This is a genomic window from Lactobacillus gallinarum DSM 10532 = JCM 2011 (assembly GCF_001434975.1).
GTDB lineage: Bacteria > Bacillota > Bacilli > Lactobacillales > Lactobacillaceae > Lactobacillus > Lactobacillus gallinarum.
This window is the reverse complement of record NZ_AZEL01000018.1, coordinates 1-20,701: the sequence shown is the minus strand read 5'-3', so window position 1 is coordinate 20,701 and position 20,701 is coordinate 1. Positions and strand designations below refer to the sequence as shown.

15 protein-coding genes are annotated in these 20,701 nt (G+C 37.4%); all 15 read left to right on the top strand.

Annotated elements, in window-relative coordinates:
* Positions 1-93: 93 nt before the first annotated feature.
* The 15 genes from FC37_RS03070 (at position 94) to FC37_RS03000 (ending at position 20,641) form a co-directional block, all read left to right on the top strand.
* On the top strand, positions 94-456 hold the full coding sequence (locus tag FC37_RS03070) for an Asp23/Gls24 family envelope stress response protein (RefSeq protein WP_003547910.1): 363 nt from the start codon (positions 94-96) through the stop codon (positions 454-456).
* A 21-nt stretch (positions 457-477) separates the two neighbouring features.
* The gene (locus FC37_RS03065; RefSeq protein WP_025005839.1) at positions 478-2,139 is read left to right on the top strand and encodes a DAK2 domain-containing protein; all 1,662 of its coding nucleotides are present in this window, start codon (positions 478-480) and stop codon (positions 2,137-2,139) included.
* 3 nt (positions 2,140-2,142) lie between these two features.
* A complete protein-coding gene (recG, locus tag FC37_RS03060) occupies positions 2,143-4,173 on the top strand; it encodes an ATP-dependent DNA helicase RecG (RefSeq protein WP_025005838.1) in 2,031 nt (676 codons plus the stop codon).
* Positions 4,174-4,192: 19 nt separating this feature from the next.
* Entirely contained in the window at positions 4,193-5,194 is a 1,002-nt protein-coding gene (plsX, locus tag FC37_RS03055) for a phosphate acyltransferase PlsX (protein ID WP_025005837.1), read from the top strand.
* Positions 5,195-5,224: 30 nt separating this feature from the next.
* Positions 5,225-5,467 carry an acyl carrier protein gene (acpP, locus tag FC37_RS03050; protein WP_025005836.1) on the top strand — a complete coding sequence of 81 codons (243 nt, stop codon included), beginning with the start codon at positions 5,225-5,227 and terminating at the stop codon, positions 5,465-5,467.
* A 121-nt stretch (positions 5,468-5,588) separates the two neighbouring features.
* Positions 5,589-6,623: an ABC transporter ATP-binding protein gene (locus FC37_RS03045; RefSeq protein ID WP_025005835.1), complete on the top strand. Its 1,035-nt coding sequence runs from the start codon at positions 5,589-5,591 to the stop codon at positions 6,621-6,623.
* 3 nt (positions 6,624-6,626) lie between these two features.
* A complete protein-coding gene (locus FC37_RS03040) occupies positions 6,627-7,613 on the top strand; it encodes an ATP-binding cassette domain-containing protein (protein ID WP_025005834.1) in 987 nt (328 codons plus the stop codon).
* A 2-nt stretch (positions 7,614-7,615) separates the two neighbouring features.
* Complete coding sequence (gene opp4B / locus FC37_RS03035) at positions 7,616-8,575, top strand: oligopeptide ABC transporter permease (RefSeq protein WP_025005833.1); 960 nt, start codon at positions 7,616-7,618, stop codon at positions 8,573-8,575.
* A gap of 14 nt (positions 8,576-8,589) precedes the next feature.
* Positions 8,590-9,522 (top strand): ABC transporter permease, encoded by a 933-nt coding sequence (locus FC37_RS03030; protein ID WP_025005832.1) that lies wholly within the window; start codon positions 8,590-8,592, stop codon positions 9,520-9,522.
* Positions 9,523-9,740: 218 nt separating this feature from the next.
* Entirely contained in the window at positions 9,741-11,510 is a 1,770-nt protein-coding gene (locus FC37_RS03025; RefSeq protein ID WP_025005831.1) for an oligopeptide ABC transporter substrate-binding protein, read from the top strand.
* A 207-nt stretch (positions 11,511-11,717) separates the two neighbouring features.
* The gene (locus FC37_RS03020) at positions 11,718-13,487 is read left to right on the top strand and encodes an oligopeptide ABC transporter substrate-binding protein (protein WP_056945476.1); all 1,770 of its coding nucleotides are present in this window, start codon (positions 11,718-11,720) and stop codon (positions 13,485-13,487) included.
* A 109-nt stretch (positions 13,488-13,596) separates the two neighbouring features.
* A complete protein-coding gene (rnc, locus tag FC37_RS03015; protein WP_025005830.1) occupies positions 13,597-14,283 on the top strand; it encodes a ribonuclease III in 687 nt (228 codons plus the stop codon).
* Positions 14,284-14,297: 14 nt separating this feature from the next.
* The gene (smc, locus tag FC37_RS03010) at positions 14,298-17,867 is read left to right on the top strand and encodes a chromosome segregation protein SMC (RefSeq protein ID WP_025005829.1); all 3,570 of its coding nucleotides are present in this window, start codon (positions 14,298-14,300) and stop codon (positions 17,865-17,867) included.
* Complete coding sequence (gene ftsY, locus FC37_RS03005) at positions 17,868-19,178, top strand: signal recognition particle-docking protein FtsY (protein ID WP_025005828.1); 1,311 nt, start codon at positions 17,868-17,870, stop codon at positions 19,176-19,178. It abuts the gene before it with no gap.
* Positions 19,179-19,219: 41 nt separating this feature from the next.
* Complete coding sequence (locus tag FC37_RS03000; protein ID WP_025005827.1) at positions 19,220-20,641, top strand: C69 family dipeptidase; 1,422 nt, start codon at positions 19,220-19,222, stop codon at positions 20,639-20,641.
* Positions 20,642-20,701: the final 60 nt, after the last annotated feature.

Below are 20,701 nucleotides of genomic sequence, written 5' to 3'. Positions count from 1 at the left end.
CAACTTTTTTTAGGACGTATTTTATTTATTGATTACGGCAGTACTATGATAAAATAATAATCGTATATGTAGATAATAAGACGGAGGAAGAACATGGCTGTTAAGATCAAGACAAAAGATGGTTTGATTGATATTTCAAACGGTGTAATCGCAACTGTTGTTGGTGGCGCAGCTACGTCTAATTATGGCGTTGTAGGAATGGCTTCAAAAAATGCCATTCGTGATGGATTCGATGGAATTCTTAATCGTGCCAACTATAAGCGCGGTGTTGTTGTCAAGTCAGAAGATAACGAAATCACTGTTGATGTGTACATTATCGTAGGCTATGGGCTTAAGATTTCTGAAGTAAGTAAGAATGTTCAAGATAGTGTTAAATTTAATCTTTCTAATCAATTAGGAATTAACACTAAAGCCGTTAATGTAATCGTTCAAAGTGTAAAGGTACTTGACGAATAACGTAAGCGGAGGTTTTAAATAGTGGTTTTAAATGAAATAGATAGTAAGCAATTTAGAGATATGGTGCGTGTTGCCACCCACAGAATTGGTAAGAACGCTGAGTTTGTTAACTCATTGAACGTGTTCCCAGTTCCTGATGGTGATACTGGTACCAACATGAATTTAACTATTGAAAGTGGGGCAAGAGCCGTTTCTGAAAATCCTAGCAGAAATGTTGGTGATTTGACTGAAAGCTTAGCTAAAGGAATGTTGATGGGTGCACGTGGTAACAGTGGTGTTATTACTTCACAGTTGTTCCGCGGCTTTTACAAAGCTACTCAAGGCATGAAGACCTTAACTGCACAAGAATTGGCTAACGCCTTTTCAAATGGTGTAGCTACTGCTTATAAGGCAGTAATGAAACCTGTCGAAGGTACTATTTTGACTGTAGCTCGTGTTGCTGCTCAAGAAGGTGCTTCTAAGGCTAATGACACTGATGATGTTACTGAAGTAATGAAGGCAGTTGTTGAAGGTGCTAAGAAGGCTCTTAAATCAACTCCAGATTTACTTCCAGTATTGAAGCAAGTTGGTGTTGTTGACTCAGGTGGTCAAGGACTTTTGTTCATTTATGAAGGTTTCTTAGAAGGTCTTCTTGGTGAAAACTTTGCTGATCAATATCAACCTGACGAAACTGAAATGGATGAAATGATCAACGCAATGCACCACCAATCTTCTGTACAAAGTCAACTAGCTACTCAAGATATCAAGAACGGCTACTGTACTGAAATTATGGTTGACCTTAACGCTGACGTGCCAAACAAGAAGAAATTCGATTTGGAAGAATTCAGAAAGCACTTGTCAGGTTTGGGCGACTCACTTTTAGCTGTATCTGATGGTGAAATTGCTAAGGTTCACGTTCACACCGAACACCCTGGTGATGTCTTCAAGTACGGTAGTCAATTCGGTCAATTAGGCAAGATCAAGATCGACAACATGCGTATCCAACACGAAAGCATCGTTGATCAAGATGAAGAACAACAAGAATCAGTTGACTTTGCTGTTATTGCCGTAGCTTCTGGTAACGGTATTAGAAAATTGTTTGAAAGCGAAGGCGTAAACAGAATTATTTCTGGTGGTCAAACAATGAACCCATCAACCCAAGACTTTATTGATGCAATCAAGAAGTCAGGTGCTAAGAAGGCAATTGTTTTGCCAAACAACGGTAATATCGTGATGGCTGCTAAGCAAGCTGCAGAAGTTAGTGACATTCCAGTAGGTATCGTACCAAGCAAGACTATCTCACAAGGTCTTACTGCAATGCTTTCATTTAACCCAGATGCTTCCGTTGATGATAACGTTGAAGCTATGTCAGAAGATCTCGACACTGTAGTTTCAGGTGAAGTAACTCAAGCTACTCGTGATACTGAAATTGACGACGTAGAAATTCACAAGAATGATTACCTTGGTATCATCGACGGTAATATTAAGGTTGATAACGCTGATTTGATCAAGACTACTACCGAAATGATCGAAAAGATGCTTGATGAAGATTCAGAAATTATCACTATTATGTATGGTCGTGATGCAAGCGAAGATGAGGCACAACAGGTTGTTGAAGCTCTTGAAGCCAGTCATGATGATCTTGAATTTGAAATTCATGATGGTGGTCAACCTGTATATCACTTCTTAGTATCAGTTGAATAAAAAATGATAGAAAACGCATTATTTGCTCCTGTAACGGATTTAAAAGGTGTAGGAACAAAAACTGCGGCTGATCTAGGTAGCTTAGGCATTTATAGTATTTATGATTTGCTCTTTTATTTTCCTTTTCGTTATGACGAATTGCAGACATTGCCTTTAGATCAAATCATGGATGGTCAAAAAGTAATGCTAAAGGGAATTGTAGCCACCGAACCTTTTGTTAGTCGTTTTGGTTATAAGAAGAGTCGCCTAAGTTTTAAAATGAGAATTGACCATGATGTAATCATGGTCAATTTTTTTAATCAGCCATGGCTTAAGAGCAAGATTGAAATTGGCGAAGAAGTAGCAATTTATGGTAAATATAATGTTGCTCGTCAAAGTCTTTCTGCCTTTAAATTTGTTGCAGTAAAAGAAAAGGATAGTGGCATGGCGCCAATTTATCCTGTTAATCGTCATGTTAAACAAAAAAAGCTAGTTAATTTGATTAATTTAGCGGTAGATAGTTTCTTAGATAAAGTACAAGATATTGTTCCCCAGAGCATTAGAGAAAAATATCGTTTGTTGACTGATCAAGAGATTATTCAAAAAATGCATCATCCTAAAAATAGTACTGAAGCAAATCTAGCTAAAAGAAGTGCAATCTTTCGAGAATTTTTTATTTTTGAATTGCAGCTAGCTCTTTTGGCTAGCCATGATGGCAAACAAGCAGGCTATCCTAAAAATTATGATTTAAAAGAAATAGCTCAATTGACCTCTTCTTTACCGTTTGAATTGTCAGACGATCAAAAAGAAGTTGTTAATGAAATTTTTGCTGATATGCATTCATCAGGTCAAATGCGTCGTCTGTTACAAGGGGATGTAGGATCTGGTAAAACTGTTGTTGCAGTTTATGCTATTTTTGCGGCGATTACTGCGGGTTATCAAGCAGCTCTGATGGTGCCAACTGAAATTTTAGCTACACAGCACTTTAAAAAGATTGATGAATTACTGAGGCCCTTGGGCGTAAGAGTTGCTCTATTAACAGGTAATACCAAAACACTCGAGCGTAGAGAAATTTATCGTGAATTAACTGATGGCACAATTAATGTGGTAATTGGCACACACGCTTTAATTCAGAACAGTGTCATTTTTAAAAAGTTAGGCTTGGTAATCATTGATGAACAACACCGTTTTGGCGTTGGACAAAGACAGGCTTTAATTAATAAAGGTGATCAGCCTGATATTCTAGCTATGACGGCCACTCCAATTCCTCGAACGCTGGCTTTAACAGTATATGGAGATATGACTGTTTCTGAAATTCATCATATGCCTGCCGGTAGAAAACCAATCATTTCATCTTGGAAGACTAGTAGTCAGATGAAAGATGTTTATCAGAAAATGCAGGAGCAACTTGCACAAGGTTTTCAAATATATGCTGTTACGCCGCTGATTACTGAATCTGAAACATTGGATTTAAAGAATGCGGAGGAATTACATGCTAAGTTAAGTCATGATTTTCCTAATCAAAATGTGGTTTTGCTTCATGGTCAAATGCCCGGTCCTAAAAAGGACGAAATTATGACCGCTTTTGCTAGTGGAAAAATAAATATTTTGGTTACAACTAGCGTAATTGAAGTTGGAGTCGATGTGGCTAATGCCAATATGATGGTCATCTATAATGCGGATCGTTTCGGATTAAGTCAACTGCATCAGCTTCGCGGAAGAATTGGACGTGGTAAGACGCAAAGTTATTGCGTTTTTATAGCTGATCCGAAAACTGATTCTGGTAAAGCAAGAATGAAAATAATTGCTGCTACCAATGATGGCTTTAAATTAGCAGAAGAAGACCTTAAAATGCGTGGCGAGGGTGATCTTTTTGGTAAAGCTCAATCTGGATTGCCTGAATTTCGCGTGGGAGATGTAGTTAATAACTACAATACCTTGGTTGTTGCGCAAAAAGTGGCACGAGAATTAGTTCAGCAAGATCCGAAATTAGCTGATCATCAGACACTTAACCAAGTGCTAGAATATAAACAATTAGAACAAAATAGAATTTAAAAGATTGTGGTGAATTATATTGAGAACAATTGCTATTGATGCGATGGGCGGAGATAATGCGCCTGAAGCAATCGTTGAAGCTGTTTTAAAGGCAAAAGATGAAATGCCTGAAACTAAGTTTTTATTATTCGGTGATAAAGAACAATTACGTAATTTAATTCCTGCTGATCGAATTAATGATCAATTGGGCGTAGTTGCAACCACCGAAGTGATTGCCGATGAAGATGAACCCGTTAAGGCAATTAGAAGAAAAAAAGATTCTTCAATGGTTGTAGCAGCAAACTTTGTTAAAGAAGGAAAGGCCGATGCTCTTCTTTCTTTAGGTAATACTGGTGCATTATTAGCCTGTGGTATTTTTATCATCGGTCGTATTAAGGGCATTACTCGTCCAGGCTTAATGCCAACCTTACCAGTTCAAAATAGTGATGATGGCTTTAATATGGTCGATGTAGGTGCCAATGCTAAGAGCAAACCTGAATATTTACTTCAATGGGCAGAAATGGCATCATATTATGCTGAAAAAATTCGTGGCATTCAAACTCCTCGCATCATGCTATTAAATAATGGTTCTGAAAGTGATAAAGGGGATGAGGTTCACCAAGCTGCCTATGAATTATTAAAAGATAGTAACCTTAACTTCCAAGGTAACATTGAGGGGAATGAATTATTACTAGGCAAAGCCGATGTAGTAGTTACAGACGGTTTTACTGGCAATGCTGTTCTTAAAAATATTGAAGGTACATCAAGCGTAATCTTGCATTTGCTAAAAGATAGCTTGTTAAACGGTGGTGTTATGACCAAATTGGGAGCTTTGATGGTAAAGGGCTCTTTATCAAGTCTTAAATCAAAGTTTGATACAGCTAAGTATGGCGGTGCAGTTTTGCTTGGAGTTAATGCACCAGTGGTTAAAACTCATGGCCGCTCTAATGAACGTCCAATTTATTTCACTTTAAAACAAGTTGATAAAATGATTAAAGAAAATTTGGTGCAAGATTTTAAAGACGAATTCGCTACAAAATAGTACAATAGTTTATTAAAAAGGAGAATTTGTATGACAGAAGAAGAAATTTTTAATAAAATTAAAACCTTAATTGCCGATAATTTTAATGTTGATCAAGATAAAATTACTGAAAATACTAATTTTACAAATGATCTAGACGCTGATTCTATCGACTTAGTTGAATTTATTTTGCAACTTGAAGATGAATTTGGTTCAGAAATTCCTGATGACGAAGCTGAGAAAATTAAGACCGTTGGTGACGCTGTATTATATATTAAGTCACATCAAGGTTAATTTCCTAAAAAAAAGCCCTATCGTTATTTGCATACGACCGACTTTGTGTTTATAATTAGAAAATAAATAGAAAAGATTAAACAGCTTTTAATAAAAAAAGCTATAAATGGAGGAATGACCTTTGGAAAAGCAGAGTGATCTATTACTAGATATACAGCACCTGCATACGGCGTACCGTTTGCAAGGGAAGTTCTATGATGCTGCGGACGATATTAATTTAACTTTAAAGCGCGACGAGATTTTAGCCATTGTTGGTGAATCTGGTTGTGGTAAAAGTACTATCGCTTCAAGTATTATTGGATTGTACGACCATAAAAATACTAAAGTTACAGGGGACATTCTTTATAATGAATTGAACCTTGTTGGTTTGAATGAATCATTGTTCAACAAGATTCGTGGAGATAAGATCGGGATGATCTTTCAGGATCCACTTGCTAGTTTAAATCCATTAATGCGTGTTGGTGACCAAGTTGCCGAGACCCTTTATTACCATACTGATATGGATGAAAAAGCACGTCACGCACGAGTTATTGAATTATTTAATCAAGTAGGAATGCCTAGACCTGAAGAAATGTACGAGATGTACCCACATGAACTTTCAGGTGGTTTGCGTCAGCGTGTAGTTATTGCGATGGCTATTGCATGTAAGCCAGAAGTAATTATTGCTGATGAACCAACTACTGCTTTGGATGTAACTATTCAAGCTCAAATTTTGGACTTGCTAGAAGATATTCAAAGACAGTCACATTCAGGTATTATCTTGATTACCCACGACTTGGGCGTTGTGGCTGAGACTGCTGATGAAGTTGCGGTTATGTATGCTGGACAAATTGTTGAAAAATCAGATGTTAAGACAATTTTTGAAAATCCACTTCATCCATATACAAGATCACTTCTTAATTCAATGCCTCAATCTGATGATACTGATGAAGACCTTCATGTTATCAAGGGTACTGTACCATCTCTTAAGAATATGCCACGTAGTGGTGATCGATTTGCTGCAAGAATTCCTTGGATTCCTGCAAGTGCCCATGAGGTGGAGCCACGTGTTCATGAGGTAGCACCTGGTCACTGGGTAAGATGTACCTGCTGGAAGACATTCCACTTTGAGGATGAAGACAGTACGCAAAAAGCAACAGCAGCAAGCGGGGAGTAATTTATGGCAAAAGAAATTATCCAAATAAAAGATTTAAAAGTCTATTACCCAATTCGCTCCGGCTTTTGGAACAGAATTACAGATTATGTTCGTGCCGTTGATGGTGTAAACTTCTCAATTAACGAAGGTGAAACCTACGGTTTGATTGGTGAATCTGGTTCTGGTAAATCAACTACCGGTAAAGCAATCGTTGGGGTTGAAAAAGTTACTGGCGGACAAATCATGTATAAGGGTTTGGACGTCACTAAGGCAAGCAATCGTAAGAAGCTTGATTATAACAAAGATGTTCAAATGATTTTCCAGGATTCAATGTCAAGTTTGAACCCTCGTAAGAGAATTGAAGACATCATTGCTGAACCAATTAGAAACTTTGAAAATTTGACTACCGATCAAGAACGTGATCGTGTACAGGACTTGCTTGACATCGTAGGGATGCCTAGTGATGCAATTTACAAGTACCCACATGAATTCTCTGGTGGTCAACGTCAAAGAATTGGTGTCGCTCGTGCCGTTGCTACTAACCCTAAATTAATTGTTGCCGACGAACCAACTTCTGCTTTGGACTTATCAGTTCAAGCTCAGGTTTTGAACTTCATGAAGCATATTCAACAACAATACAACATTGCATATCTCTTCATTTCTCACGACTTAGGTGTTGTTAAGCACATGTCAGAAAACTTAGCTATTATGCACCGTGGTCGTTTGGTTGAATTAGGTAGTCGTGAAGAAATTTACAAGCACCCAATTCACATTTATACTAAGCGACTTCTTTCTGCTATTCCTCAAGTTGACGTTGAACATCGTGAAGAACATAAGAAACACCGTGAACAAGTAGAAAAAGAATTCGAGGAAAACCAAGGCAAATGGTATGACAAGGACGGACGTGTATATCCATTGCAACAGGTTGCACCTAAGCACTGGGTAGCATTGCCTGAAGATATGGCTCAAGAAGCTGAACTCGAAGAACGAGAAGAAAAGGAGAGTGATTAAGCATGTGGAAAACAATCTTACGGCGTTTGTTAATCATGATCCCACAATTGATTATCTTGAGTCTGTTGGTCTTCTTGCTTGCTAAGATGATGCCAGGTGACCCATTCAGTGGATCAATTAACCCTAACACCGACCCTAAACAAATCGAAGCTTTAAGAAGAGCTGCTGGTCTTTATGATCCATGGTATGTTCAATACTTTAGATGGGTAGGCAACTTATTCCATGGTGATCTTGGTACAAGTTATATTCAACACGTACCTGTAACATCATTAATTGCAGACCGTGCAAATAATACTTTCTGGTTATCACTTTTGACAACTATCTTAACTTATAGTATTGCGATTCCTCTTGGTATTACTGCTGGTCGTCACCAAGACCAATGGCAAGATACTGGTGTACAAATTTTTAACTACATTACTTTAGCTACACCGGGCTTCGTATTCTATATCTTAGGATTATGGCTCTTCGGCTTTACCTTGGGTTGGTTCCCAATTTCAGGTTCAGTTTCAGCCAACGCCTCAGGATTCTGGGGTGTACTTGGCAGTAGACTTTACCACATGATTTTTCCAGCTATTTTGTATGCCTTGATTGCTACTACTGGTACTGTACAGTACTTGAGAACAGGTATTGTTGATAACAAGGTTGAGGACTACGTTAGAACTGCCCGCAGTAAGGGTGTTCCTGAAAATGTAGTTTTCCATAAGCATATTTTGAGAAATTCATTATTGCCAATTGCTGCCTTCCTTGGTAACACTATTACTGGTCTTCTTAGTGGTTCAATGATTATTGAAAGTGTCTTCAGTTATCCTGGTATGGGTAAGTTGTTCCTTGACTCAATCAGTCAACGTGACTACACCACTTTAACTGCTTTGATTCTTATCTTTGGTATCTTGACTCTAATTGGTAACTTGCTCTCAGATATCATCATGAGTATTATTGACCCACGTATTAGAATTCAATAGGGAGGAGAGAAGAAATGGCTGATAAAAAGAAAGATACTGCTACAAAGAAAGCAAGTAAAAAAGACGCTACACCGAAGGCTACTCTCCCACCTTCTGGATTCAGGGTGGCTGTACGTGAAATTTTACGTTCTAAGTCTGCACTTACAGCTTTAATTATCATTATTTTAATTTTATTGCTTACTTTCGGTGGTTCATTGTTTTTGAACAGAGCACAAATTACTGAAATGAACATCGTTGACGCATACTACGGTTGGGGCCAAGGGGGTCACCTTCTAGGTACTGACGATGGTGGTCGTGATATTTTGAAACTGCTCATCATGGGTGGACGTAACTCAATCATGATCGGTATCTCAGTTACTGTAATTACTGAAATTGTTGGTTTGGTAGTCGGATTAGTTTCTGGTTACTACGGTGGTGTTGTTGATGCCATCATCATGAGAATAGTTGACTTCATTCAAATTTTGCCACAAATGCCAATTATCATTGTTTTGACTACAGTTATTCCTAACTACAACGCTGTAACTTTGGTATTCTTGATTGCCATGTTTGGATGGACGCCGACGGCACGTTACTACCGTTCATTCATCCTTTCACAGCGTGACCGTGACTATGTTTTGGCATCAAAGACTTCAGGTTCATCTAACTTCCAAATTATGTTCCGTGAAGTTTTGCCTAACATCACTTCAATGATTATCATCGACGTTGTTTTGACTATTGCTGGTAACATCGGTATTGAAACTAGTTTGTCCTTCTTGGGATACGGTTTGCCAACCACTACACCATCACTTGGTACTTTGATTGGATTTGCTAATGACCCAGTTAACGTTATTAACCGTCCATGGTTATGGCTCCCAGCTACTATCTTGCTTTTGGTTATTTCCTTAAGTATTAACTATGTTGGTCGTGCCTTACAACGTGCAGGTGACGCAAGACAACGTGAAAATTAATAATCTAATAAATATATTAAAACAGCTCTATCGCTTGATAGAGCTGTTTTTGTGTCTGCATAATAATAAAGTTATGCAATTCTAATAAAATAAAAATTAAAATTAATTTCATAAAACTATTGAAAAACTAATATATCGTGGTATTATTTAATCATCAACTTGATTCAAAGATTATTAATAAAAAACATAAAAGATGTCCTAGATGGAGGAATAATTATATGAAATTAGCAAAGATTTTAGGTTCTGTAGGAGTAGTTTCCGCAGCCGCATTAGCATTGGCTGCTTGTGGTCAAAGCGGTAGCAGTAATAACCAAGGAGCAAAGGATGCTAAGAAGTTTCCAGATTCAACTCCTAAGAAAGCTACCAAGCAAGGTGGTACCGTTTCTGTAGCATTGGAAACTGATACTCCATTTACTGGAATCTTTTCAGATGAATTATCAACCTCCGCAATTGACTCAAGTGTAGCTGCACCTGGTGAAGAATCATTATTCGATACTGATGATTATTACAGAATTAACAATAAAGGTGCCGCAACTATGAAACTTGACCGTAAGGCCAAGACAGTAACCATCACTGTTAAGAAGGGTGTTAAGTGGTCAGACGGTAAGCAAGTAAATGCTAAAGACCTTGAATATCCATACGAAATCTTGGCAAACAAGAAGACTCAAGCACAACGTTACGATTCAACTCTTGAATCAATTCAAGGTATGAAAGAATACCACGAAGGCAAGGCTAAGACTATTTCCGGTATTGAAATGCCAGATGGTGAAAATGGCCGTACAATTGTAATTCACTACAAACAAATGAGACCAGGTATGTACTTCTCAGGTAACGGCTACTTCTGGGAATCAGCTGCACCATACCACTACTTAAAGAATATTCCATTTAACAAGCTTCAATCATGTGACCAAATCAGAAAGAAGCCATTATACTTTGGTCCATTTAAGCTTGATAAGCTTGTTCGTGGTCAATCAGTAACTTGGGTACCAAACAAGTACTACTGGAGAGGTAAACCAAAGTTAAACAAGGTTGTAATCCAAGTAGTTAACCCTAACTCAGCTTCACAAGCTATTAAGAGTCACAAGTTCGATATCACTGGCGTAATTAACTCACAATGGGATCAAGTTAAGAACACCAAGGGTGTTAACTGGGTTGCTCAAGTTCCATTGGCATACAGCTACGTTGGTTTTAAGATGGGTAAATGGGACGCTAAGACTGGCAAGAATGTCATGGATAAGAACTCCAAGGTTGCCAACAAGTCATTGCGTCAAGCTATTGGTTACGCAATGAACATTGATGCCGTTAACAAGCGTTACACCCAAGGCTTGAGCTTCAGAGTTAATACTTTAATTCCTTCAGGCTTCGGTGCATACCACGACAGCAGCATCAAGGGCTACAACTACAACTTGAAGAAGGCTAACCAATTATTGGACAAGGCTGGCTACAAGAAGAAGGGTAAGTGGCGTGTACAACCTAACGGTAAGCCATTAGTACTTCACTTTGCTACTATGTCAGGTTCACCAAACGCTGAAGCTATTACTCAAAACTACTTACAACAATGGCACAAGATCGGTTTGAACGTTAAGCTTACTGGTGGTCGTTTGATGGAATTCAACTCATTCTACGACAAGGTTCAACACGATTCTAAGGATATCGACTTCTTCCAAGCAGGTTGGAACTTAGCTTCTGAACCATCACAAGGAAGCATGTACGGTGAAACTTCACCAATGAACTACGAACGTTTCGTAACTCCAGAAAACAACAAGTTGCTTGCTGAAATGGACTCAGAGAAGTCATTTAACACTAAGTACCGCGTAAAGGTCTTCCACCAATGGCAAAAGTACATGTACGATGAAGCCTTTGTAATCCCAACCAGCAACTCATACAGTATCAATGCTGTAAACAACAAGATCACCGGTTACTCAACTAAGCCATCACAAAACAACAACGGGCACCAATTATGGTACCAAGTAGGTTACGCTAAGTAATTAGGCACACTAGTAAAAATCTCCAAAATTATAAACAATAAATAATCCTTTACATAAACTTTCATATTATAAAATCTAATAACTAATATAAAAAAACGGCAGATATCTTAAAAAAGATACCTGCCGTTTTCATGCTGTTGTAACTTTTTTGTAATAGTGATATTATGGATAAGTCAACTTGTTCCAAGTTATGGAGGATTTTTACTAATGAAAAAGGCAAAAGTTTTTGCTGGCATTACACTTTTATCAGGTGTTGCCCTTACACTAGCAGCTTGTGGTAAATCTGGCTCTAATGCCAATGAAGCTTCTAACGCCGCTAAATTTAGCCAAGCTGTTCCAACTAAAGCCACTAAAAATGGTGGTACAGTAAAGGTTGCGGTTGAAACTGATACACCATTTACTGGAATTTTTAATGATGAACTTTCAACTTCTAATACTGATAGTGAAGTTATGCAATATGGTGCTGAGAGTCTTTTTGGTACCGATGATCACTATGTGTTCAACAATAAGGGTGCAGCTACTATTAAGATTGATCAAAAGGCTAAGACTGCAACTATTAACATTAAGAAGGGTGTTAAGTGGTCAGATGGTAAGCAAGTAACCGCTAAAGACTATGAATATGCTTACGAAATCATTGCTAACAAGGATTCTAAGTCACAACGTTACACTGCAAGTTTAGCTGACTTGGTAGGTTTGAAAGAATACCACGAAGGTAAGGCAAGCACTATTTCTGGTCTTGAAATGCCAGATGGTGAAAATGGTCGTAAGGTTGTTCTTCACTTTAAGAATATGAAGCCAGGCATGAACACTAGTGGTAACGGCTATATTTGGGAAGCAGCTGCACCATACCACTACTTAAAAGATGTTAAATTCAAAGACTTAATGTCTAGTGATAAGATTCGTAAGAGACCGTTGTTCTTTGGTCCATACAAGTTACAAAAACTTGTTCGTGGTCAATCAACCACTTGGGTTCCTAACGAATATTACTACAAGGGCAAGCCAAAGATTACTAAGATTACTGCTAGTGTAATTAATCCTAACTCAGTTGCTCAAAGTATTAAGTCAAACAAGTTTGACGTTATCCAAGTTATCAACTCACAATGGCCAAACGTTAAGAATACTAAGGGCGTTAACTTCATTGCTACTGTTCCACTTTCATACTCATACCTTGGCTTTAAGGTAGGTAAGTGGGACGCTAAGAAGGGCGAAAACGTAATGAACCCTAAGTCCAAGATGAACAACAAGGCTCTTCGTCAAGCCATTGGTTACGGTATGAACGTTAACCAAGTTGCTAAGCGTTACTCATACGGCTTAAGCTTTAGAATTCCTACTTTGATTCCTAAGCAATTCGGTGACTACTTCGACAAGGATGTTAAGGGTTACTCATACAACATTAAGAAGGGTAACGAAATCTTGGACAAGGCTGGATACAAGAAGAAGGGTACTTATCGTGTACAACCTAACGGTAAGCCTTTGACTATTCATCTTGCAGCTATGAGTGGTAATGCTAACCAAGAACCAATCATCCAAAACTACATCCAACAATGGAAGAAGGAAGGTTTGAACGTTAAGCTTACTGGCGGTCGTTTAATTGAATTTAACTCATTCTACGACAAGGTTCAAAACGATGACCCATCAGTTGATATGTTCATGGGTGCATGGTCACTTTCAAGTGAACCATCACCAAACGACCTTTACAGTCAAACAGCTCCAATGAACTATTCTCGTTTCGTAACTAAGAAGAACACTCAACTTCTTGATGAAATGGACTCACAAAAGGCCTTTAACCACCAATACAGAATTGATAAATTCCACGAATGGCAAAAGTACATGGATGACGAAGCTTACGTTCTTCCTGTATCAAACAGTTACACTATTACTGCAGTTAACAAGAAACTTACTGGCTACTCACTTAAGCCATCTGACTCAATGGGTAATGGTTTCCCTAACTGGTACAATGTTGCTTATACTAAGTAAAATTAAGCTTAAAAACGAAAAGTCACTTCTAATTCTAGAAGTGACTTTTTTGCATTCAAAATATAGCACTAAAACTGGTATAATTTAAAGGTATAAAAGGGGCAATTTTATGGTAAGTACAAAATTTCTAAAAAAATTAAAAGATGAATATAATATTGAATTTAATAATGAAAAGCTATTAGAAGAAGCATTTACGCATTCTTCATATTCAAATGAGCATCCTAACGATGGAATTCGTGATTATGAAAAGTTGGAATTTTTAGGTGATGCCGTTCTTGAATTGGCTGTTTCTGATTATTTATACCGTCATTATCCTAAATTAAATGAAGGAGAATTAACACGGTTAAGATCTAATATTGTTAGAACTGAAGGATTCTCTGAATTTGCGATTGAATGTGGTTTTCAAAATGAAATTCATTTAGGTAATGGTGAGGAAAAAGCTGGTGCTCGTAATCGTAAAACATTGTTGGAAGACGTTTTTGAAGCATTCAATGGCGCTTTATTCCTTGACCAAGGGATGCCAGCAGTTGAACATTTTTTGCATTTAACTGTTTATCCATTGATTGATAAAGGCGAATTTGATGATTCACGTGATTATAAGACCGATTTGCAGGAGTTATTACAACAAAATGGTCCAGTAAATATTGAATATTCGGTACTTAGTGAATCACAATTGCCATCACATTTTGTAGTTGAATTAAAGATTAATGATCAAGTTCAAGCACAAGGTGAAGGTCATAACAAGAAAGCTGCAGAACAACAAGCCGCTAAAGCAGCTTTACAAAAATTAGAGTAAGGGGATTTAAAAAGGTGCCATTAACAGAATTAGTGCTCGATGGTTTTAAATCATTTGCTGACAGAACAACTATTCATTTTAATGATGGAATAACTGGTATTGTTGGTCCTAATGGTAGTGGTAAAAGTAATATTACAGAAGCTATTCGTTGGGTAATGGGTGAATCCAGCGCTAAGTCTCTTCGTGGAACAAACATGAAGGACGTCATTTTTGCTGGTAGTCAATATCGTAAGCCATTAAATAAAGCTGAAGTTACCTTAATTTTTGATAATCGCAAACGTGAATTAGCATTTGATACGGACGAAGTTTCAATTACTAGAAATATTTTACGTTCTGGCGATAGTGAGTTTTTGATTAATGGACAGCAAGTCCGCATGCGTGATGTACGGACGCTTTTTCTCGATTCTTGTATATCGCAAAATAGCTTAGCTATTATTTCTCAGGGACGAGTTGATCAAATCTTAAATTCACGTCCGGAACAGCGCCGCGTAATTTTTGAAGAAGCTGCGGGTGTGCTTCACTTTAAACAGCAAAAAGAAGCAGCTCAAGGGCAACTTAAGAAGACTCAAGATAATTTGATTCGAATTAATGATTTAGTAAAAGAACTTGAGGGCCGCTTAGAGCCGCTGCATGAACAAAGTTCGCTAGCCAAAGAATATAAGTTTCAAAAGGCTGGTTTAGATAAAGAACTAAAGAGTTTATTAGCATTTGAAATCGAAGATATTAATAAGCAAAAAGAAACTATTCAAAAATCAGCTGATAAGAATAAGATTTTATTATCAAAATTAGATGCTGAAGTTAAAGAATCTCAAAATGCGGTCTCAGAAAAAAGAGCAGAGTACCAAAAAATTCGGGATGAACGAGAAAAAGTTCAAAATGAATTATTAAAATTAAGTCAGCAATTATCAGATTTGAATGCTAACTTGCAAATGGCTGAACAATCACGTCAATTTGATGATGCTACTAAGATCGAATATCAAAATCAAGTTGAAACGCTGAAGAAGAGCCTGGTACAACTGAACGCTCATTTGGAAAGTTTACAAAAAGATCAAGCTAGCCTTAAGAAGCAACAAGCGGTTTTACAAGAAAAGCGGGATAAGCTTACAGGTGAATTGAGTGAAAATCCAGAAGAACTCAATAAGAAACTGGAGGATTGTCGTAACGACTACATTCAATTATTGCAAGATCAAGCTGCGGTTAACAATCAAGTAATTAACTTGAATACTGAGCTAAAGCGTAGTAAGGCTGACACCACTTATCAAAGCAATGATGTGGGTAAACAACTATCTGAAGCTAAAGCAGAACTGGAAAAATTACGAGCCGAAGGTAAAGATCTAACTGCTAAACGTAAAGACAAAAATGCGGCTTTTGCTGAAGCCAGTGATCAAAGTAATGACTTGAATGATCAAATTAGGCGTCTGCAGCAAACAGTTAATGATGAGCGGAATAAACTGGAAAAGATCGAAGCCCGTCATGAAGCTTTAATTAATATTCAAAAACGTCATGAAGGTTATTACTACGGTGTCCGTAACGTCTTGAATCATTTAAATGATTTTCCTGGCGTAATTGGTGCCGTAGGTGAGTTGCTTACTTTCCCAGCTGAACTTGAAGCAGCGATGACTACAGCTCTTGGTGGCGGCGTTCAAGATTTGATTACAGATAGCCGTAATAGTGCTAAAAATGCAATTAATCAGTTAAAACGCAGTAGAGCTGGTCGTGCCACATTTTTGCCATTAGATGGGTTACGCCAATATACCATTCCACAATCTACAGTAACTACCTTGAAGTCCTTTAATGGATTCAAGGGAATTGCCAGTGAGCTAGTAGAAAGCAAAACGGATCATAATATTACTGCCGCAATTAATTACTTGTTAGGCAGTGTTGTGATTGTCGATACAATCGAAAACGCAATGGCAATTTCTCAACGAATTGGTCGTTATCGAATAGTTACTTTAGATGGGGATGTTGTTTCACCGGGCGGTTCTATGACTGGTGGACAAAAGAACCTGCGCAATAATTCACCATTGCAGACGGCAACTGAAATTAATCAGTTAGAAAAGCAAATCAGTAGTTTAACTAGATCATTTAAGGAAGACCAAGCACAATTAAAAGATTTGGTTGATCAAAGCGTTAAAGTAGAAAATAAGTTGCAAAAATTGCATGATTCTTTGCAAGAAATTAATCAAACGATTAATGAAGCAGCTATTTCTTTCCAAAATCAAGAAAAAGAGGTTAAGCGACTTCAAGATGCTAATACTTTATATGAATCACGTGTGAAGCAGCGGAATGATCATATAGTTGAATTGCAAAAGCGGATTGCAGAAGCAAATGATAAGCAGGCTCTTTTATCTAAGCAAGGTGAAGAGAAAAAGAGCCAAATGAATGAATTGCAATTACGTATTAAGAACTTTAATAATTTAAGTCAACGTGTGCAAAGTGAATTATCCAAGCTTGATCCACAAATCGCAGTTTTTGCAAATAAATTAGAAAATCTAGCTGTTCAAGAAAAAGATAAACGCAATCAAATTGATAATAATGAAAAGCAGGCTGCTGATTTAAAGGAGAAATTAACAGATCTTAATCAAAATGGAGAACTTTCTGTTAAGAAGAACACCGATTTAAAGAAGCAGAAGGAAAAAATTAAACAAAAGAACGAACAACTGCAAAATAAATTAAATGAGCTTAGTTCACAACTCGGACAATTTGATGCGCAAATTAATCAGTTAGATCAAGTTGCTAGTCGAAATTATGATTTGCGTAAGGATGCGGCAATCGAACAGGAAGATTATTCTGTTAAAATTGCAAAGTTTAATAGTTTGATTGATCAACGCTTAGAAACTTTGTGTGATGATTATGCATTAACATTTGAAGCCGCTATTGCTCAAGCTGAAGGTCAAAATGATCAAGAAACTCGAGAAAAATTAGCTAAAAGTGTTAAACTGCATCGAATGTCACTTGAAGACATTGGTCCAGTTAATTTGGATTCTATTCAAGAATATGAAGATGTTAAAAAGCGTTATGACTTCTTGAATGGTCAACAAAATGACTTGCTTAAAGCTCGTGATGACCTTGAAAAATCAATGAATGAATTAGATGAAGAGGTTAAGAGTCGATTTAAAGCAACATTTGAGGCAGTGGCTGAAAGCTTTAAGCGGATTTTCCCACTTGTCTTTGGCGGTGGAAAGGCTAAGCTTGAATTAACTGAACCAAATAATTTATTAGAAACAGGAATTGAGATTATCGCTCAGCCACCTGGCAAGAAGTTACAGCGTTTAAGTTTGCTCTCTGGTGGTGAACGGGCATTAACTGCGATAACATTATTATTTGCAATGTTGCAGGTAAATCCAGTACCATTTTGTTTACTTGATGAGGTTGAAGCAGCGCTTGATGATGCAAATGTCACACGTTTTGCTCAATTTTTACTTAAATATAATTTAAAGACACAGTTTATTGTGATTACTCATAGACGAGGAACAATGAAGCAAGCTGATCAATTGTATGGTGTGGTAATGCAAGAATCTGGTATATCTCAAGTATTGTCAGTATCATTAAAAGAAATGAAAAAGAAAAACGGGGTGAAATAATTGGGATTATTTGATCGAATTAAAAAGTCTCTCTTTGGTAAAAAAGATGACGAAGAAGAGAAAAAAGAAGAGCAGGAAAAACAAGAAGAAGTAGAGCAAAAACAGGACGATAGTGAAGCAGTTGCTCAAGAGGAACAATCTGAAGAATCTGCTGAATCTGACAAGCAAGAAGAAACAGAACCCATTGAAGAGGATAACGAGTCTGAAGCTTCAGAAGAAGTAGCAGAGGATGAAGAAGAGCCTGAATCTGAAGAAACCGCTGAAATTGAAGAGGAACAGGAAACAGAACCTCAAGAATCTGAAACTACTGAAGAGGCGGAAACCGAAACAGACGAGGAAGAACCTGAAACTGAAGAACTAGAAGAAGATGAAGATTCCTCACAAGAAGAACTTTATGAAAAAGGTTTGGAAAAAACCAATAAAGGTTTTGGCGCTCGACTTAATGCATTCTTTGCTAAATTTAGAACTGTTGATGAGGACTTCTTTGATGATTTGGAAGATTTATTGATTGAATCTGATGTAGGTTATGAGACAGCAGAACAATTAACCGATGAACTTCGTGAAGAAGCCAAATTGCAAAATGCCAAATCTCGTGATGATCTGAAAAAGGTTATTGTTGAAAAATTGGTTGACTTGTATGACAAGGGTGGCAACAGTGAAGATGAAAAGTTAATTTATCACCCCGAAGATAAGCCTAATGTTTATCTCTTTGTCGGCGTCAATGGTGCAGGTAAAACTACTACTATTGGTAAGCTTGCAAAACGCTTTAAAGATGAAGGTAAGTCAGTTATCATGGCTGCGGCTGATACCTTCAGAGCCGGTGCCGTAGAACAATTAGTTGAGTGGGGCAAACGCGTTGATGTTCCTGTAGTAACTGGAAAAGAAAAAGCTGATCCTGCTTCTGTTGTTTATGATGCAACTGAACGTGCAATTAATGAAAAAGCTGATTACTTGTTAGTTGATACTGCTGGCCGTTTGCAAAACAAAAAGAACCTCATGGCTGAGCTAGAAAAGATTCAAAGAACTATTAAAAAGCTTCTGCCTGACCAACCAACTGAAACATTATTGGTTCTTGACGGTTCAACCGGACAAAATGCCTTGCTCCAAGCTAAAGATTTTGATAAGACAACCAAATTAACGGGTCTGGTTTTAACTAAGCTTGATGGTTCATCTAAAGGTGGGGTAGTCTTGGCTATCCGTAATGAGATGAACTTACCGGTTAAATTGGTTGGACTTGGTGAAAAAGCTGAAGATTTGGCTGATTTTGATGCCGCAAATTATGCAATTGGTCTTTTCCATGGCTTAGTCTAGTGATAAAGTTTAAGTGTATATAGTTTTATAAGGAGAATTTTATGAAAGAATATAGTGCATGTACTACTATCTTGGTAGGTAAAAAAGCCTCAATCGATGGTACTACTATGATTGCTCGTAATGATGATACATTCCGTCCAATCACCCCACAAAAGTTTATTATCGAACCAGCTCGTCATGGTGAAAAGAAACACATTAAGTCATGGCTTAACAAGTTTGAAATGGATTTACCAGAAGACGCTCAACGTGTTCCAGCTGTTCCAAACGTTGATTACAAGCATCGCGGTTATTACGACGAAAGTGGTATTAACGAAGAAAACGTTGCTATGTCATGTACTGAATCAACATATGGTAATGAACGTACTTTAGCATTTGATCCACTTGTTAAAGATGGTTTGGATGAAGACTGTATGCAAACTTCAGTTTTGCCATATATTCATTCCGCTAGAGACGGTGTTAGATACTTAGGTAAGTTGATTGCTAAGTATGGTTCACCAGCTGGTAATTCAGTTCTTTTCAGTGATAAAGACGAAATTTGGTACATGGAAATTGTTACTGGTCACCATTGGGTTGCAGAACGTATCCCAGATGATTGTTATGCAGCTACTGGTAACCGTGTGGCAATTGAACAAGTTGATTTTGATAATCCTGATTACTTCATGTGGAGTGAAGGAATTCAAGAATTTGTTGAAGAACATCATTTGAATCCTGATCATGAGGGCTGGAACTTCCGCCACATTTTTGGTACTTACACTGAACAAGACCGTCACTACAACACTAATCGTCAATGGTACATTCAAAAGTTGTTTAACCCAGAAATTGAACAAGATCCACAAGATGGTGATATTCCATTCATTCGTAAGGCTGCTAAAAAGATCACTAAAGAAGATATTCAATTTGCTTTGGGTTCACACTACCAAGACACTCCATATGATCCATTTGGCAAAGGTACTGAAGAAGAAAAGCACCGCTATCGTCCAATTGGTTTGAACCGTACTCAAAATGCCCACATTTTGCAAATTAGAAGTGATGTGCCAGAAGATCGTGCAGCTATTATGTGGCTATGTATTGGTGGTCCAACCTTTACTCCATTTGTTCCATTCTTTGCTAATATGAATGATACTGATCCTTCATATAACAATACTTCAATGGATTACAACATGAATGATGCATGGTGGTACTACAAGTCATTTGCTGCACTTGTTGAAAGTCATTACCCACAATTTGTTCAACTTGACACTACATACTTAACTGAACTTAACCGTTACTTCAGAGATCGTGTTGAAGAAATTATTAAGGGTGCTGATGGCAAATCAGGTGAAGAATTAACTGATTACTTGACTAAGGAAAACCAAAAGACAGTTGCTCATACTCGTGAGGAAACTGAAAAGCTTTGGGGCCAAATGATGATTGATTCAATTAACATGTCTAAGTTAACCTTCAACATGGATGAGAACCTTTAATTTAAAATTCGTAAATTGCAATAATAAATTGAACACTTAAGCTGCTTGATAGATATGATC

What these genes read in the sequence shown, in the direction of transcription:
- FC37_RS03070 (WP_003547910.1), top strand. Translation starts at nt 94, where the DNA reads ATGGCTGTTAAGATCAAGACAAAAGATGGTTTGATTGATATTTCAAAC.
- recG (WP_025005838.1), top strand. Translation starts at nt 2,143, where the DNA reads ATGATAGAAAACGCATTATTTGCTCCTGTAACGGATTTAAAAGGTGTA.
- acpP (WP_025005836.1), top strand. Translation starts at nt 5,225, where the DNA reads ATGACAGAAGAAGAAATTTTTAATAAAATTAAAACCTTAATTGCCGAT.
- FC37_RS03040 (WP_025005834.1), top strand. Translation starts at nt 6,627, where the DNA reads ATGGCAAAAGAAATTATCCAAATAAAAGATTTAAAAGTCTATTACCCA.
- opp4B (WP_025005833.1), top strand. Translation starts at nt 7,616, where the DNA reads ATGTGGAAAACAATCTTACGGCGTTTGTTAATCATGATCCCACAATTG.
- FC37_RS03030 (WP_025005832.1), top strand. Translation starts at nt 8,590, where the DNA reads ATGGCTGATAAAAAGAAAGATACTGCTACAAAGAAAGCAAGTAAAAAA.
- FC37_RS03025 (WP_025005831.1), top strand. Translation starts at nt 9,741, where the DNA reads ATGAAATTAGCAAAGATTTTAGGTTCTGTAGGAGTAGTTTCCGCAGCC.
- FC37_RS03020 (WP_056945476.1), top strand. Translation starts at nt 11,718, where the DNA reads ATGAAAAAGGCAAAAGTTTTTGCTGGCATTACACTTTTATCAGGTGTT.
- rnc (WP_025005830.1), top strand. Translation starts at nt 13,597, where the DNA reads ATGGTAAGTACAAAATTTCTAAAAAAATTAAAAGATGAATATAATATT.
- FC37_RS03000 (WP_025005827.1), top strand. Translation starts at nt 19,220, where the DNA reads ATGAAAGAATATAGTGCATGTACTACTATCTTGGTAGGTAAAAAAGCC.